This is a genomic window from Caballeronia sp. LZ035 (assembly GCF_031451175.1).
In the GTDB taxonomy this organism is placed as follows: domain Bacteria; phylum Pseudomonadota; class Gammaproteobacteria; order Burkholderiales; family Burkholderiaceae; genus Caballeronia.
Map to the genome: position 1 here is coordinate 1,444,555 of NZ_JARUXS010000003.1, position 16,039 is coordinate 1,460,593.

Genomic DNA, 16,039 nt, shown 5'->3' on the forward strand with positions numbered 1-16,039 from the left:
CCCGATGTTTAGCAAAGCGTCTGGTGCGACCGCAGGCAGGAAAGCCGCGCCGCGGAGCAAAGCGGTGACGCAGGCACGCGATGTTCAGCAAAGCGTCTGTTGCAACGGCAAGCCGAAGCCGCGCTGTAGAGCGAAGCGGTGACGCGGGTGCGCGATGTTCAGCAAAGCGTCTGTTGCATCCGCAAGCAGGGAACCGCGCCGTAGAGCAAGGCGGTGACGCGGGCACGCGATGTTCAGCAAAGCGCCTGTTGCAATCGCAAGCAGGGAACTGCGCCGTAGAGCGAAGCGGTGACGCGGACGCTTCGCCGCGTGATTCAGGCGCTTCACGCGCCCTCCGGCACCTCATCCAGCCGCGCCGCCGGCGACACCGCAATGATCGCCGCCTGCACGACGAAGCACAGGGCCGCCGCCACGAGGCACGGCCCGATGCCAAGCCGCGCGCTGATCGCCGCGCCCAGCAGCGCGCCGAGCGGACGGGCGCCATAGGTCGCCGTGCTGTTGAGCGCGGAGACGCGGCTCAGCATCGAGGCGGGCGTGATGGCCTGGCGCAGTGTCGTGGAGCCGACGGTCCACAGGATCGGCCCCGCGCCCAGCAGGAAGAAGCTCGCTGCCGCCAGCCAGAAGGACGGTGCGGCGAGCGTCGCGACCAGCATCAGCGATGCGGCCAGCCCGCACAGCGGCCCGACCATCAACATGCGTCCGAACGTGATGCGGCGCGCCACCGCAGGCGCCGCCAGCGCGCCGCACACCATGCCGATGCCATAAGCCGCGAGCGTCATGCCGATCGCCGATGCATCGAGACGCAGATGCTGCGCCGCGTACGACACATACACCGCCTGCACGATGAAGAAGCCGAGATTGAAAAACACGGCGGTGGTGAGCATCGGGCGCAGCAGGGCATCGCGCGCGACGAAGCTTGCGCCTTCGCGCAACTCGGCGAAGAAGCGGCGTGCGGCGGCGTGCTGGCGTGGCGGTTCGCGCAAGCGTGCGAGCAGCAGCGCCGCGCAGGCCGAAAGACCGGCTGCGCAACCGTACGCCCAGCCCGCGCCGATCCATCCGACGAGCAATCCGCCCACAGCCGGTCCCGCCGAATACGCGACGCTGCGTGCGAGTTCGATGCGCCCGTTCGCGGCGGCGAGCGCCGTACGTTCGACGAGCGCTGAAACCAGTGCGGGCGCGGCGACGTTATAAGCGACGGTACCGGTCGCGCCGAGAAAGCCGAGCACCGCGAGCAAGGGCAGCGTCAGCGCGTGCGAACGCACGAGCAGCAGAATCGACAACATGGCGAGCGCCCGGGCGCATTCGGCGCAGGTGATGAGGATGCGGCGCGAGCCGCGGTCAGCGATGACGCCGAGCGGGATCGACAGCAGCAGGAAGGGCAGCGTCTGGGCGCTTTGCAACAGGCCGGTATCGGCGGCTGAAGCCCCGAGCGCGAACACGGCGACGAGCGGCGTCGCCGCGAGGCCGATCTGCTCGGCGGACTGCGCAAGGAGGTTGGACCAGGCAAGGCGCTGGAAGGCGGCGGAAAACGGCATGGGCGGGCTCCGGAACGAGAGGATGGCCCATGGTCGCGGGTGAAGCGCGCGGCGGCACTCCGGGGCTTGCGCTGTGATTCGGGCGCTTAGGGCCCGCTACCCAGTTTCGCCTGCTCCGCCACGATCCGGTCCGCGATCTTTCCCGCCAGATCGTCCAGTGAAGACGCCCCTTCCACCTTGTTGATGACGAAACGCGCCGCCGCGCCGTAAGGCTTGGGCGCCGCCGCCGATTTCTGCCCCTTGAGTTCGTCGCTGGTGTCGATGCGCGCCGAAGCCTGACCCGCCGACGCCGACAGACTCGCGAGTTGCACGGTGACGTGGGTGTTGGGCGGCGTGTCGGAGGAATTCATCGAGGGGAGCGCAGCGCCTGGGCCGGTCGGGATGGACTCATCGAATTCGCCGGTCACGAGCCAGCCCGACGCGGGCAGCGCGCTCTGCGACTCCGCCCGGCATGCGTTGACACCGCGCGTCTGGAGCGCCTTCACGATGTCCTCCGCGAGCGCGGACGCGTTTTGATCGACCTTCATCGTGTTGCGCATCGAGCGCAGGCGGGACCCGGGAAGGCGCGACTCCCCGCCCTGATTCACCGCCGTGAAGTCGCGCACCACGACAGGCACGCCAGCGCCGCTGCATGGCAGCGGCTGCGCGTCTTGCGCGAAGGCGCCCGGGCCCATCATGAAACCGAGCACGATCAACAGCCATGACGACGATGTCTTCATCGCAGCCTCCGGCGATGCATCAACGGATCAACGGTTCTACCGCCCGGCGATGATACCGCCGCCCGCCGCACAGCCACGCGTTTCGTGCCCGAAGGTTTCAGGGCGCAGCCGCCATCTCCACCGACCCCGCCCGCTCCATCAGCACCGCCAGCGGAATCGGCCGGCTGAGCAGGTAGCCCTGTACCTTGTCGCAATGAACGGCACGCAAGGTATCAAGCTGCTCCTGCGTCTCGACGCCCTCCGCCACCACCGTCACGCCGAGCTTGTGCGCCAGATCGATTACGCCTTCGACGACGGTGCGCACCATCGCGTCGGTGGCGATGTTGTCGACGAAAGACTTGTCGAGTTTCAGCACGTCCGGACGGAAGCGCGCCAGATAACTCAAACTCGAATACCCCGTGCCGAAATCGTCGATGGCAATGCGCACGCCCATTTCCCGCACCTTCGAGAGCACCTCCTGCGCATCGTCGACGTTGTCGATCAGCGCGGACTCGGTGATCTCCAGCATGATGCGGCTCGAGTCGATGCACGCACGCTTGATCGCCTGCCGCAGCACATGCACGAGACGCGGATCGCGGAACTGCTTCGGCGACACGTTGAGCGCCACGGAACACACGGCCGGCAGCGCGCTGGCAAGCCGCGCCGCCGACTGCACGGCTTCGCGGATCACCCAGTGCCCCGCCTCGACGATCAACGCGCTTTCCTCCAGCACCGGCACGAACGCGCCAGGCGAGAGCATGCCAAGCGACGGATGGTTCCAGCGCAACAGCGCCTCGGCGCCCACGAGCGCGCCTGAATCGACGCGATACTGCGGCTGGTAATGCAGCACGAACTGATTGTCGCGAATCGCGCCATGCAGTTCGGATTCCAGATGCGCACGCGCCAGGTCGTCTTTCTCGCGCTCGCCGAACACGCGGAAGGTGTTGCGGCCGGCGCGCTTGGCGGCGTACATCGCCATGTCGGCGCTGATGAACAAGGCCTCGGGCGTGCGCCCGTGTTCCGGGTACAGCGCGACGCCGATCGAACAGGTCATCGTCACGCTCTTGCAGTCGACCTTGATCGGCCGGTGACACGCCACCGCCAGCTTGCGACACGCGCGCTCGATACTCTCCTGCTCGAACGGGCCGGGCAGGATCACCGTGAACTCGTCGCCGCCCGGACGGGCCGCCACCGCGCCATTCGGCAACGCCTCCTGAAGCCGCCGCGCGATGGTGCGCAACACGGCGTCGCCGGCAATGTGCCCGGCCGTATCGTTGATCGACTTGAAGCGGTCGATATCCACGAACAAGTAGGCGAACGCCGTGCCCGCTTCGCAACGGTCCACCAGCGTTTCCATCATCGCGTTGCGGTTGGCGAGGCCGGTGAGGCTGTCCGTGTTGGCCAGCCGATGCAGTTCCTGAAGACGCTCGCGCTCGTCGGTGGCATCCACGCACACGCTTACCACGCGCGACACCGCGCCGTCCTCGGTCACCGGATAGATATCCGCGCGCACCCAGCGGGTCCGCTCGTGCGGCAGGCACAGCCGGAAATAGCTTTGCGTCGCGGAGCCGGTCTGCACTGCGCTGCGCATTTCGACGCGCAACGCGCCGAGATCGTCGGGATGCACGCGCTGGGCCCACGAGGTCTGATCGGCTTCGAGCGCGGACATCGGCATTTCCCACATGCGTTCGAACGCCGAACTCACGTGCAGCAGTTCGCGAAAATCGTGCGTGGCGGTCCAGAACACCGCATCGACGTGATCTTCCATGTCCTTCTGCACGCGCGCGTTGCCGCGCAGTTCGTCGATGAGACTCACCTCGGCCGTGATGTCGCGCGACTTGCACAGCACGGCCGTCACGCGACCATGTTCGCCGTAGACGGGCGCGAAGGTCGAGGTCCACCATTTCAGCGTGCCGGTCATGGTGCGGCACGCGCCGGAGAAAGAGGTCGATTCACCGGCCTTGGCACGCTCGAAAGCCTGCCGCGCGTCGGGACCTTCCCAGAGCGCGAGCCAGTCGATGTCGATCAGCGCATCCGCGCATTCCGCCTCGATCAGATTGCGGCCCACGTCCGAAATGCACATGATGCGGCCGTCGAGACTCAACAGCTTGAGGCAATCCTCGGCGATGGCAAGCAGCGCGTGCGCAACCTGACGGGCGACGAAAATCTTCCGGTGCGCGGCCTGCATGCGATGCACGACCAGCGTCAACGTCAGCACGAGCGCGGCCAGCGCGATATTCCACGGCATCGGCACGAAGAAGGTGCCGCAGGCGGCAATCAGCACGCCCAGCGGAGCCAGGCCGAGGCCATCGAAACGGCGCGCGTATTCGAGGTACGGCAACTTGCTGGCAACGTTCTCGCCAATGGTTCCGAGAAAGTCGGTCGGTTCTCTCTGCACCGCTTTGACCCTGTTCTGCTATTAGTATGATCGTTGTTTATCGGCGCAGCACCGGGGGTCTTTAGTGCGGCAGAGCTAAACGAAGCCCGCCGCTGCGGTAAGTGTTACGGCACGCTCAGCCATTCAAAGCCGCCGCGATCTCGCGCGCCAGCATCTCCGCCCGATACGGCTTGTTCAGCAGCGTCACGTTCGGCCGGAGCACGCTGTCGCGGGAAATCATGTCGCGGGTATAGCCCGACGCGTAAATCACCGGTACCGGACGCGCCTGGGTGAACGCCCATTCGGCGAGGTCCGCGCAACTCACCTTGCCCGGCATCACGACGTCGGTGAGGATCAGGTCCACATGCACGCCGCTTTCGAGCACGCTCATCGCGGCGTCGCCGTTAGCCGCGCGCAGCACGGTGTAGCGCATCGCTTCCAGAATCGCGACCGTCGAGGACAGCACCGAAGGATCGTCGTCGACAACAAGCACGGTCGCGCCGCCGGTCTGCGCCAACAGCGCATCGGCGCGCGGCGTCGCGGTTTCGTCGTCGTGGCTGCGCGGAAAGAAGATCTCCACGGTGGTGCCCACGTCCACCGTGCTCGACACCGCGATATGCCCGCCGGACTGCTTGACGAAGCCGAATACCATCGACAAGCCCAGCCCCGTGCCATGGCCCTCCGGCTTGGTCGTGAAGAAGGGTTCGAAGGCGCGTTCGAGCACCTCGGGCGGCATGCCTGACCCGGTATCCGAAGCGGACAGCTTCACGTATTCGCCCGGCCGCAGTTCCTTGCCTTCGCAGGCCGCCGCGTCGAGCACTTCGTTCGAACTCGCGAGCATGAACTTGCCGTCGCCCCGCATGGCGTCGCGGGCGTTGATCGCCAGGTTCAGCAGCGCGTTTTCCAGCTGATTCCGGTCGACGCAGAAATTCCACGGCTCCTCGACGATCATCGTGCCGATCGCCACCGACGCGCCCACCGCGTGCTGGAGCAATTCGCGCAGTTCGTCGAAGAGCCGGCGCGGATTGATCACCACCGGCGATTGCGGCTGCCGCCGCGCGAAGGACAGCAGTTGCGAGGCGAGCTTCGCGCCGCGCTGCACCGCGTCCATCGCGGCCTGCAGGCGCTCGGGCACGCGCTTGTCGGTGGGCGGCAGATATTGCAGCAATTGCAGGTTGCCGCTGATTGCCTGGAGTGTGTTGTTGAAGTCGTGCGCGACGCCGCCCGTCATCGCGCCGAGCGCTTCCATCTTCAGGCTCTGGCGCAGTTGCGCCTCGACCGCCGTGCGCGCCGCCACCGCCTCCGCGATCTTGTCTTCCAGGTCGCGCGTCAGTTCCTTGAGCTTTTCCTCGGCCACCTTGCGGTCGTGAATATCGATGATGACGCCGGGAAACCGCATCGGACGGCCCGTTTCGTCGTATTCGCAGCGGCCCGACGCCATGATCCAGGTCCAGCCGGACTCGGCGGTGCGAATCCGGTACTCCGCCCGGTACGACGTGTTCTCGCGCACCGTCCGCGCGATCAGCGAGGTGATGCGCTCGACGTCGTCGGGATGGATGATGTCGAACGCCCGTTCGATCGGCAAACCGTCCGTCACCTGCTTCAGCGCGAACAGGAAAGTGCGCGCAAAGCGCTCGTCGCCCTTGACGCGATTGCTCTGAATCTCCCAGACGAAGGTGCCGAGCACCGCGCCCGAGTTGAGCGCGAGTTGCAGGCGTTCGTCGGCCGCACGGAACGCCGCTTCGGCCTCGGCGCGCGTGCGCTCCAGCGTCACCCGCCCGGTGGTCTCCACGACGACCGCCAGCACCCCGACCGGCACGCCTTCGTCGGAGGCGATCGGGCTGTAGTGCAAATCAAGCCATACGTTGGATTCGCGGCCCGCGCGCGGCAGCACGAAGTCGATGTCCAGATAGGACAGCGTTTCGCCACGCAGCCCGCATTCGACCACATTGCGATTGAACGCCGCCGCTTCCGGCCACGCGCGTTCGATCGGCATGCCGAGGATCTCCGGATGGCGGCCGCCGGAAAAGACCGCGTAGGCGTCGTTGTAGAGCAGCGTGCCTTCCTCGCCCCACAACACGGCCATCGGCAATGCATTGCGCAGCATGAGCTGCACGGCGGAACGCAACACGTGCGGCCATGCGTCGATAGGGCCGAGCGGCGTCGTGCTCCAGTCGAAGTCGCGTATGGCGCGCGCGGATTCCCCCATCCATGAATCGAGTTGGCGGGGGTCGGCGATATTCGAAGTCAAACAGCGGTTCCTTGTTGGTCGGGGCGTACGGCGCACGACACGGCGCCCAGCGGCATCAGGGTTCGGCAGCCGTTTCCATCGCGCCGGAGACCCCACTTCCGCTATTTTGCTCCACCCAGCAAGGAACCGGCCCGCCTCTTCACTTGCGCTTCGGCCGGCGTACTGCACGAATTTTGCCGGTGCGCCCGCCGCCGCAGAAAAAGCGCTCGCCGCCGTCCGATTCGAGCCCCGATACCGCCGCGCCCTCGGGCATCTCCAGCCGCTCCAGCACCTCGCCGGATTGCGGGTCGATGCGCCGCAGTTCGCTTTCATCGCCCTCCCAGGTCGCGTGCCATAGTTCTCCGCCGACCCACGTGACGCCAGTGACGAAACGGTTCGACTCGATGGTGCGCAACACCTTGCCGTCTTGCGGATCGACCTGATGGATCTTGCGCGCCTTGTATTCGCCGACCCAGAGCGTGCCTTCGGCCCACGCCAGGCCCGAGTCGCCGCCGTTGCCCGGCGCCGGAATCGTGGCCAGCACGCGGCCGGTCTCCGGATCGATCTTCTGGATGCGGTCCTCGGCAATCTGGAACAGGTGCTTGCCGTCGAAGGCGGTGCCGGCGTGCGCCGCAATCCCGAACGAGCGGCGCGGCTCGCCGCTGGCGGGATCGAACGCGTTGAGCGACTCGCCGGCAGCGAACCATACGTTCTCGCCATCCCATGTGACGCCGTGTACGCCTTCGACGCCGGCAAACGGCCCGTATTCGCGGATGATTTCCGCCTTCGCGCGTTTCATGTCGATGTCCTCCCGATTGATTGAATGAGCGACGACGGCTTCATCCTAGTCATTCGCCAGCGCCGCAGGGAGTAACAAGACCGTCGTGAATCCGGGCATCGGCGGCGTGGTCCAGCGGCGCGCCCGGCCGCGCCCGAAGGATTGCACCTTGCCGGCGGCGGCGAGCGCGTCGAGCGCGCGTTGCACGGTGCGCTGGCTCGCGCCCAGCGCAAGCGCCAGCGCGGAGCTCGACCAGGCTTCGCCGTCGGCCAGATGCGCGAGCAGCGGCGCGTGTTCGTCCTCGACCGGCAGCGCGAGCACGGCCACCTCCCGCGCATCCAGCAGCTTCAGCGCGAAGCCGCGCGGCGTGGCGTCGATGCGCGCATGCGGCCGCAACAGCGCGCGCAACCGCCCCATCTCCACGCGCAAACGCGCGCGATGCGTTTCGTCGGCCTCGCGGAGGCGGAACGCGCGGGCGATCAGCGCATCGCGGGGGACATCGCTGGGCCACGCATGCGCGAGCATGCGCACAAGCGTGAACAGCACCGGACGCGTCGCCAGCGATACCACGCTGCCCGCTTCGCGCACGCACAGACGGCACGCATCGACGACGAAGGTCTGCGAGGCGAACAGCGCCTCCACTTCATCGAGCAGCAGGAGCCGCTCGCCGTCGCGCGTGATGAGGCGCGCGGCCGGCGTCCGCAACAGACGCCATGCGCTCTCGACTTCCGCCGTCAGCGCCGGAATGCCCGCCTGCTGCGCGGCAGCCTGCGCGCGCGCGAGGGCGTCGCGTGCGTCGCGCGTGCGCAGACGGCGCAGCGCAAGTCCCGCTGCAAACAACGCGTGCGCGGTGCGCAGCGCCGCAGGCAGCGCAGCGGGATTCAGGCTGGCGAGCATCTGGCCGGCTTCATCGAGCTTGCCGAGGAGCAACGCGCGCCGCACGTCGAGATAACGCGCGTGTGCGGCGTTCACGCTGTCGCCGTGTAATTCGAGGATGGCGCGGGCCTGATGCAGCGTTTTCTCCGGCCAGCCGAGATCGCGCGACGCCAGTGCGATCTCCGCTTCCGCGACGACGCAGCGCGAGCGCGCCAGCGCCTCTTTCGCGCCGAAGGCCCGTGCCGCGCGCCTGACGAGCACCCGGGCGCGCGCGAAGTCGCCGAGCTGCGCCATGGCGATGCCGCGCAACGCGAGCGCGCCGGCATCTTCGCGCAACGCGATGCGGTTCAACGCGCCGAGCGGATCACCCGCCGCGAGCGCACGCGCTGCGGCGGTGATCAACGAATCCATGCGAATGCGGGCACGCGGGTCACTCCCGGAGGTAGATGTCAGCGCTCAATCTACCATCGTGCCGCGCCCGGCTATCTCCCCAGCAAGCCGAATACGGCCACCCCGCTCTTGGTGCCCACATACACCTTGCCGTTCGCGATCATCGGCGTGATGAACTTGTTGCCCGGGCCGAACTGGTCGCGGCTGCCGGCGTCGTTGCTGCTGTAGAGCGCGTTGCCGAGATTGGTCGCGTCGTACGCGCGCAGGACGCCCGTGGCGCCGTTTTCCGCCGCCCACAAAACGGCGTTCGCCGTGCCGTTCGCCGAAATGGCCGGCGTCGCACCCGGATAGCCGAACGTGTAGTACGTCTGGCTCGTCGGCGTCCGCGACAGCGACGCGTTCGAGATCGAGAACGCCTTGATGCTATCGCCGACCGCGCCGAAATAAACCGTGTTGTTAAAGTAGGCGGGCGCGCTGAACACCCCGCCGCTGATCTGACCGACCAGCTCCTGGTAAATGTGATCCGCGTTCGAGTCGAACTTGCCCATCGAGAAGCGATTCACGACATAAATGGTCGCGTTCTTGCCCGCGCCCACCGCGAGATGACGCACCGTGCCGTTCACATCGACGAAATCCGGCAGGACCATCGCGCCGCCCGAACCGAGGTCTTCATCCTCGTTCGTCAACTGCATCGTGTTCGACGGCTGGAAATAATCCTGCACGCGCAGCGGCGACAGATTCAGCCTCAGGAAGCCGTTGCCATGGTCGCCGTTGATCGGCATTTCGTGCTCGTTCTGGGTGGGATCGAAGGTGCCGTTTCCATCGAGCAGATAGATGGCCTCGCCGTCCGATGCCGGGCCCGCGCCGCTCATCCAGATCGCGCCCATCTGGCCGTTCGGCGTGACGTTCAGCACGCTCGCCTGTTGCAGCGTGTTGGCGTCATAGCCCATGACCCAGCCGGTGTACGGCAGGAAATCGCAATGCGACGTCCACGCGGTATAGATGACGCCGTTCAGCAGCAGCAGGGACGCGCGCTCCACGTACTGGCCCGGATCGAAGGTCAGCGTGCCGTTCACACTGCCCGATCCGTTGCCGGGATAGGTCGCGCGGATCTCCGTCGGGCCGTTGAACAACTCGGCGCCGGTGGTGAGGTCGAGCGCGTGGATGCGCTGGTGATAGGCGCCCGCCCCATCCTTCGAGACCCCGACGACATAAATCACGCCATTCGGCCCGCGCGTCCGGTCGATGACCGGTGTCGCCGTCACGCCGATGCGCGGCGTGATCTGGTTGCAGTTGTGGTCGTCGCTCGGATTCTCGCCGCTGCGCAGCGTCGAGACGCGCCAGAGCACCGTGCCGCTGTCGGCGTCGAAGGCATAGACGCTCGCGTTCTCGGTGGCAACGTACACCACGTTATGCGTGCCGCCCGCGATGTTCACGCTGGCAAGAAAGAGCGGCTGGGCATCGACGGCGCCATCGGCGGAAAAGATGGCGAGCTTGCCGAAGGTATTGGAACGGACGTTCGCGGGCGTCAGGACTTTCTCGGCCAGTTGCTGGCCCGTGCGTGCAATGTCGTTATGCCAGGTGAGGACGTCCATGGGATTGGCGGCGGCATTCGTGCTCGCTTTTGAAACGCTGGCGGGCGCCTTGACTGCTGAAGCCGGGTCGCCGCCGGAGTCGCCGCCGCTGCACGCGCCGATGATTACCGTGATCAGCACGGCGCCGAGTGCGGCGGTACAGGCGGATAAACGCGCATTCATTTGCAATCTCCTTCAGCGGAAGGCATGGACAGGTCACACGACGTCGAGCGACGACGGTGTCTGAGTAAAGCAATCGTAATGCCCCGTGTCTTTGTGTCCTGATCGATCCCCGCAATACGCGATGGTGTACGAAAGCCGGTGATTTCGCTTCGCCGAACGTTCGGTTTGAATGGAGCAGGCGCTCGTGCAGCGCGCCGGATCCGATACACATTGCTCAGGCACCCAAATCGAATGTGCCCGAGTGCACATAATTCTCCATTCAATTCGCTTACCGAACGGTTAATCCGTTTGTGGATTGCTAACCTTCGATCCAGAGTCTTTTCAGCACGTCTCGCGCTCATCAGGCTGGTCTTTCGAAAGTCCCTCCGCCCCGAGTTCTCTCGACGGGGATCGTGAAGCCGTCGACCAAAACGGCTTCGGAAAGTCAGCCAAGGTGCGAAATCAAATGGATTCCGGCGTGCATGCGTGTGCTCCCTCGCGGACCCGACGCTCCCTGCTGTGGAGCGTGGCCGCACTCGCTTCGGGCGTCACACCTTCATTCGTTCATGCGCAACACGGCGGCCCCGGACTCGTCACGCCGCCCGTTCGCCTCGACGATATCTGGCTCGTCGATCAGACCGGCGCCCGGCGCCGTCTGAGCGACTGGCTGCGCCCCGGCGTCACGGCGCTGCAAACGGTCTACACCGGCTGCGGCACGGTCTGTCCGCTGCAAGGCGCGCTCTTCAGCGCAGTACAGGAACGGATTCCGCGAATCCAGGCGCCTCGCCGCGTGCAATTGTTATCGATAGGAATCGATCCGCTCTCCGATTCACCCGCCGCGTTACGCGCCTGGCTTGCCCGCTTCGAGGCTGGCCCCGCGTGGAATGCGGCGACACCGGCTCTGGCGGATGTGGACCCGATGCGCGCGACGCTGTCGGGCAGCAAGACGCCCCTCGGCAACCTCGCGGACCATTCGACGCAGGTCTATTGCTTCGATGCCAACGCGACACTGCGCTGGCGAAGCGCGGACCTGCCACGCGTCGATGACGTCTGCGACGTACTCGGCGCACTTGCACGTGCATAGCGCATTCATCCCAACAGGGAGCAGATCATGCGAGACCTCCGTTCGACGAAGAGCGTGTTGAGTTGGCTCCGGCGCTGCATGCGCGTGCTGCTGCCGGTCGTGCTGCCGCTGGTCCTCGCATGGCTGCCGGCCACGGTCCGCGCGCAGACCTATGGCCCGCTCACCGTGAATGGCACCAACCTGTGCGCCGATGTCAGCGGCGCATCTGTCACGCAAGGGGCGGCCGTGCTCTCGTGGACCTGCTGGGGCGGTGCAAACCAGCAATGGCTTCCGTCGGCCACCGGCACCCGCTACAACCTCATCAACCGGAACAGCAACCTCTGCATGGACGTCTCGGGGCGCAGCCTGAATCCCGGCGGAGTCATCATCCAGTGGCCGTGCAGCGGCGGTCCCAATCAGGCCTTCTCGATGGTGCCGCAAGGCGGAGGCTATGCGATCGTCGTGCAGCAAAGCGGCCTGTGCGTGAGCACGTCGAGCACCACCACGCAGGGCCCGCAGTTGACCCAGCAGATATGCGACGGCAGCGCCGGGCAAACCTGGAAAGTCGGCGGCTTGCCGACGCAGAAGCCGCCGCTGGTTTCGAAGTGGACGGCGCCCATCACGCTGCCGCTCGTGCCGGTGCAGGCCGCCAATCTGCCCGACGGCACCGTGCTGGTCTGGTCCGCCGACAGCGCGCTCAACTTCACCACCGGCGAAGTCACGCCGGGCAAGACCTACACGGCGATCTTCAATCCCTCGACCGGCAAGAGCCGGCAGGTGATCGTGACCAACACCGGACACGACATGTTCTGCCCGGGCATCGCCAATCTGCCGGACGGACGGATTTTCGTGACGGGCGGATCGGACACGCGCAATACGAGCATCTATTCGCCTTCGACTAACTCGTGGTCGTCGAGCAACCTGATGAACATCCCGCGTGGCTATCAGGGCAGCGTGACCCTCAGCAACGGCAACGTGTTCCTGGTGGGTGGATCGTGGAACGGCGGCCTCGGCGGCAAGACCGGCGAGACGTGGACTTCGGGTTCGGGCTGGCAGGTCAACGGCGCGATCACCGACGACGTCATCCTCACCAACGACGCCGCCGGCATCTTCCGCGCCGACAATCACGCCTGGATGTTCGCGGTCGGCAACGGCCGCGTGTTTCATGCGGGCCCGAGCCGCGCGATGCACTGGTTCGATACGGCGGGCAACGGCAATGTCACCGCGGCGGGCAATCGCGGCAACGACAACGACGCGATGAACGGCAACGCGGTGATGTACGACATCGGCAAGATTCTCGCGGTCGGCGGCGCGCCGAGCTACGACCAGTCGCAGGCGACGTCGAATGCCACGCTCATCGACATCAGCAGCGGCACGGCGGTGACGCGCGCCATCGCGCCGATGAGCTATCAGCGCGCCTTCAACAACAGCGTGGTGCTGCCGAACGGGCAGGTCGTCGTGGTCGGCGGACAGACCTTCGCGGCGCCGTTCTCGGATGACAACGCCGTCCTCACGCCGGAGATCTGGGACCCGGCCACGAACGCCTTTTCGCCGCTCAATCCGCAGGCCGTGCCGCGCACGTATCACAGCATCGCGCTGCTGCTCAACGATGGACGCGTGCTGAGCGGCGGCGGCGGTCTGTGCGGCACCTGCGCGACGAATCACACCGACGTGGAGATCCTGACGCCGCCGTATCTGCTCAACGCCGACGGGTCCGCCGCGTCGCGTCCGAGCCTCACGTCCGTGCCGACCGACGCGCAACTCGGCACCACGATCGTCGTCAACGCCAGCAAGAGCGTGAGCGCCTTCGCGCTGATGCGTTCGTCGTCGGTCACGCATTCGCTGAACAACGAGCAACGGCGCGTGCCGCTGTCGTACAGCGTGGGAACGGCGGGCGAATTTCAGTTGAACATTCCCGCCGATCCGGGCGTCGTGGTGCCGGGCTATTACATGCTGTTCGCGCTGAACGCGAAGGGCGTGCCGAGCGTCGCGCGCGTGTTGCGCCTGCATTGAATGAGGCGGCGATGCGGTGGCATGGCGAGCGGTCTTGCGCTCGCTTGCCTCGCCCTCTCCGTTCATGCGCAGCAAGCATGCGGACCGGGCGACCTCGGCTGTGCGATCTTCACCGGCGAACATCCGCTGGCGGCGCATCTGCGCGACGACAGTCGTGCGTTGCCTTCGTCGACGACCCGTTGTATCAATTGCCACGCCGCGACGCCGGCCTCGGCGAGCTTCGCGCCGCCGCTGACGCATGACGCGTTGCTCGGCGAGACGCGTCGCCGGGGCGGACCGCCGAGCCACTATGACGCGACGGCGTTCTGTCGTACGCTGGAAAACGGCATCGATCCGGCTGGCGTGATACTGCGCAAGGCCATGCCGCGCTATCGGCTGAACGATGCCGAATGCGCGGCGCTGTGGCGTTTCGTCACGAGCCGATGAGTATGAATGCGTTCGACCGCGCTCCAGCCGCATGGTCCGTGGCACACGCTTGCAGAAGGAGTCCATCATGCATGCAATGTTCACCGCCATGCGCGTGATACTGCTCACGCTGTGCCTGTCGAGCCTCGCCTGGGCCGATTCCAACCCGCTGCTGGGCACCTGGCGCCTGAAGTCGTTCGTGCGCGAGGTGGCAGGCACCGGCGAACGATATAACCAGATGGGCGATCATCCCGACGGCTATCTCACCTATTCCCCGGATGGCCGGATGCTGGCGCTCTTCGTTTCCGGCGAGCAGCCGCGACCCAAAGCCGAGCCATCCGCCGAAGAGCGCATTGCACTTCACAAGGCGATGCTGGCCTACGGCGGCACGTACGACGTGTCACCGGCCAAGGTCGTCCATCACATCGACATCGAATGGGACGGCCGGCGCATCGGCACGGATCAGGTGCGCTTCTACACGCTCTCCGGCGACACCCTGACCATCAGGACCGAACCCAACAAGAGCCCGGTGGACGGGCGCGAGGGAATCGGCGTGCTGATATTCGAACGGGTCCACGCTTCACAAGCTCAATAAATCCCATCAGTCTTTCGGGCCATTTTTTTCTCATTATTTTTCGTCGTCTTTCTTCTACCTTGCTGACATTAGCGAAATATTTCGCATGATGAAGCGTCTGCTGAACAAGGACGCGTCTTCAGCCGGATAACAAAAGACGACGAGGGACGACATGGCCAGCACACCGACCGTTTCCATCTGCCTGCCAAGCTGCGACCGGCCGGAACTGCTCGTCGAGTGTCTCGATTCGTGTCTTGCGCAGACCTGGCCGCACATCGAGATCCTGATCGGCGACGATTCACGCGACGACGCCACGCAGCGCTTGATCGACACGCGCTATGCGGACGACGCTCGCATCCACTACGTCCGCAACGATCCGCCGCTTGGCCAGGCGCGCAATGTTGCGAGCCTGTTCGAACGCGCGACCGGCACGCTGGTCATGCTGATTCACGACGACGATTACCTCGCGCTCACCGCCGTCGAACGGCTGGCGTCGTTGTGGGCGCTCTACCCGCATCTCGAAGTGGCGTTCGGCGATCAGCACGAAGTCGATGCCTCCGGTGTCATCGACCCGCAGCGCGGCGCCACGCTCAATGCCGCGTTCCATCGCACGCGGGCCGCGCGCGGGATGCAGCCGCTTCCCGGACGAACCGGCCTCGTGCAGATGTTTCCCAACAATGGCTGGATGGCGCTCGCGGCGCTGGTCCGGCGCGTCGGGTATCGCGAAGAGACCGCGGCCTGCTGCGACTTCGTGTTCGGCGTCGAGTTGTGTCTCGCGGCGTCGCATGTCTATTACTTGCACGAGTACGTGTCGTATTACCGCAAGACCGCTGTCTCCATCTCGAACAGCACCCGCCTGTCGCCGCGCGCGGCCGCGCTGGTCGCCTATTCGTTCGTGCTCGGCCTGCCGCTCGATGCCTCGCTCGAACCCGCTCGCGCCATGGCGTTGCGCAGGCTCGCGCCGATCGTCGTGTCGCTGCGTGCGCGACAGGATGCGCCGCGCGCCGCGCTGCGTACCGCGCTCGCTCATCCGGACGCCTACGGTTACGGGCTCAGCCCGCGCCTCTACTACCATCTCGTGCTGATAGCGCGGGCGCTCCTTGCACGGAGCGTGCGGCAGCGTTCGGGCGCGCCGCGCTTTCCCTGAGAACGTCCCGCATTCCGAATGACCGTGCTGAACATTGTGCAAGGATTCCCGCCGCGCTTCCGGGCAAACCCTGATGAAAACAAGAAGTCCTTGTTAACAAGGACCTTTTCAGCCGGCTACAAATTCCCGCGCCATCGTGTCCTAAAGGGCATCGTTTCGCTGTCGATATATAAGCGGCTGATGAACAACATCGGCCGCGCGACGGGCGAGCCTCTTC

Annotated in this window: 12 protein-coding genes; 5 read left to right on the forward strand and 7 right to left on the reverse strand. The window is 66.0% G+C overall.

Annotation, left to right across the window (positions count from 1 at the left end):
- Positions 1–323: 323 nt before the first annotated feature.
- The 7 genes from QCE88_RS29210 to QCE88_RS29240 form a co-directional block, all read right to left on the reverse strand.
- A complete protein-coding gene (locus QCE88_RS29210; RefSeq protein WP_309908418.1) occupies positions 324–1,535 on the reverse strand; it encodes an MFS transporter in 1,212 nt (403 codons plus the stop codon).
- Positions 1,536–1,621: 86 nt separating this feature from the next.
- Positions 1,622–2,254, reverse strand: a complete 633-nt coding sequence (locus QCE88_RS29215) for a hypothetical protein (RefSeq protein WP_309908420.1) — start codon at positions 2,252–2,254, stop codon at positions 1,622–1,624.
- Positions 2,255–2,351: 97 nt separating this feature from the next.
- On the reverse strand, positions 2,352–4,631 hold the full coding sequence (locus QCE88_RS29220; RefSeq protein WP_309908421.1) for an EAL domain-containing protein: 2,280 nt from the start codon (positions 4,629–4,631) through the stop codon (positions 2,352–2,354).
- Positions 4,632–4,746: 115 nt separating this feature from the next.
- Entirely contained in the window at positions 4,747–6,861 is a 2,115-nt protein-coding gene (locus tag QCE88_RS29225) for an ATP-binding protein (RefSeq protein WP_309908423.1), read from the reverse strand.
- A gap of 139 nt (positions 6,862–7,000) precedes the next feature.
- Positions 7,001–7,639: a glutamine cyclotransferase gene (locus tag QCE88_RS29230; RefSeq protein WP_309908425.1), complete on the reverse strand. Its 639-nt coding sequence runs from the start codon at positions 7,637–7,639 to the stop codon at positions 7,001–7,003.
- A gap of 45 nt (positions 7,640–7,684) precedes the next feature.
- Complete coding sequence (locus QCE88_RS29235; protein ID WP_309908426.1) at positions 7,685–8,905, reverse strand: helix-turn-helix domain-containing protein; 1,221 nt, start codon at positions 8,903–8,905, stop codon at positions 7,685–7,687.
- 71 nt (positions 8,906–8,976) lie between these two features.
- Positions 8,977–10,641, reverse strand: coding sequence for a PQQ-binding-like beta-propeller repeat protein (locus tag QCE88_RS29240; RefSeq protein ID WP_309908427.1), 1,665 nt, complete (start codon positions 10,639–10,641; stop codon positions 8,977–8,979).
- A gap of 505 nt (positions 10,642–11,146) precedes the next feature.
- Between QCE88_RS29240 and QCE88_RS29245 the strand changes: the two genes are divergently transcribed.
- The 5 genes from QCE88_RS29245 to QCE88_RS29265 all read left to right on the forward strand — a co-directional run bounded on the left by QCE88_RS29245 (position 11,147) and on the right by QCE88_RS29265 (position 15,822).
- Positions 11,147–11,704 (forward strand): SCO family protein, encoded by a 558-nt coding sequence (locus QCE88_RS29245; RefSeq protein ID WP_409018238.1) that lies wholly within the window; start codon positions 11,147–11,149, stop codon positions 11,702–11,704.
- Positions 11,705–11,731: 27 nt separating this feature from the next.
- Entirely contained in the window at positions 11,732–13,696 is a 1,965-nt protein-coding gene (locus QCE88_RS29250) for an RICIN domain-containing protein (RefSeq protein WP_309908431.1), read from the forward strand.
- A 21-nt stretch (positions 13,697–13,717) separates the two neighbouring features.
- Positions 13,718–14,122: a hypothetical protein gene (locus QCE88_RS29255; RefSeq protein WP_309908433.1), complete on the forward strand. Its 405-nt coding sequence runs from the start codon at positions 13,718–13,720 to the stop codon at positions 14,120–14,122.
- Positions 14,123–14,189: 67 nt separating this feature from the next.
- A complete protein-coding gene (locus QCE88_RS29260) occupies positions 14,190–14,696 on the forward strand; it encodes a lipocalin-like domain-containing protein (protein ID WP_309908435.1) in 507 nt (168 codons plus the stop codon).
- 151 nt (positions 14,697–14,847) lie between these two features.
- Positions 14,848–15,822 (forward strand): glycosyltransferase family 2 protein, encoded by a 975-nt coding sequence (locus QCE88_RS29265; protein ID WP_309908436.1) that lies wholly within the window; start codon positions 14,848–14,850, stop codon positions 15,820–15,822.
- Positions 15,823–16,039 lie beyond the last annotated feature (217 nt).

Bases quoted from the DNA above. Each gene is read 5' to 3' on its own strand.
- QCE88_RS29210 (WP_309908418.1), bottom strand. From the start codon at position 1,535: ATGCCGTTTTCCGCCGCCTTCCAGCGCCTTGCCTGGTCCAACCTCCTT.
- QCE88_RS29215 (WP_309908420.1), bottom strand. From the start codon at position 2,254: ATGAAGACATCGTCGTCATGGCTGTTGATCGTGCTCGGTTTCATGATG.
- QCE88_RS29230 (WP_309908425.1), bottom strand. From the start codon at position 7,639: ATGAAACGCGCGAAGGCGGAAATCATCCGCGAATACGGGCCGTTTGCC.
- QCE88_RS29235 (WP_309908426.1), bottom strand. From the start codon at position 8,905: ATGGATTCGTTGATCACCGCCGCAGCGCGTGCGCTCGCGGCGGGTGAT.
- QCE88_RS29240 (WP_309908427.1), bottom strand. From the start codon at position 10,641: ATGAATGCGCGTTTATCCGCCTGTACCGCCGCACTCGGCGCCGTGCTG.
- QCE88_RS29250 (WP_309908431.1), top strand. From the start codon at position 11,732: ATGCGAGACCTCCGTTCGACGAAGAGCGTGTTGAGTTGGCTCCGGCGC.
- QCE88_RS29255 (WP_309908433.1), top strand. From the start codon at position 13,718: ATGGCGAGCGGTCTTGCGCTCGCTTGCCTCGCCCTCTCCGTTCATGCG.
- QCE88_RS29260 (WP_309908435.1), top strand. From the start codon at position 14,190: ATGCATGCAATGTTCACCGCCATGCGCGTGATACTGCTCACGCTGTGC.
- QCE88_RS29265 (WP_309908436.1), top strand. From the start codon at position 14,848: ATGGCCAGCACACCGACCGTTTCCATCTGCCTGCCAAGCTGCGACCGG.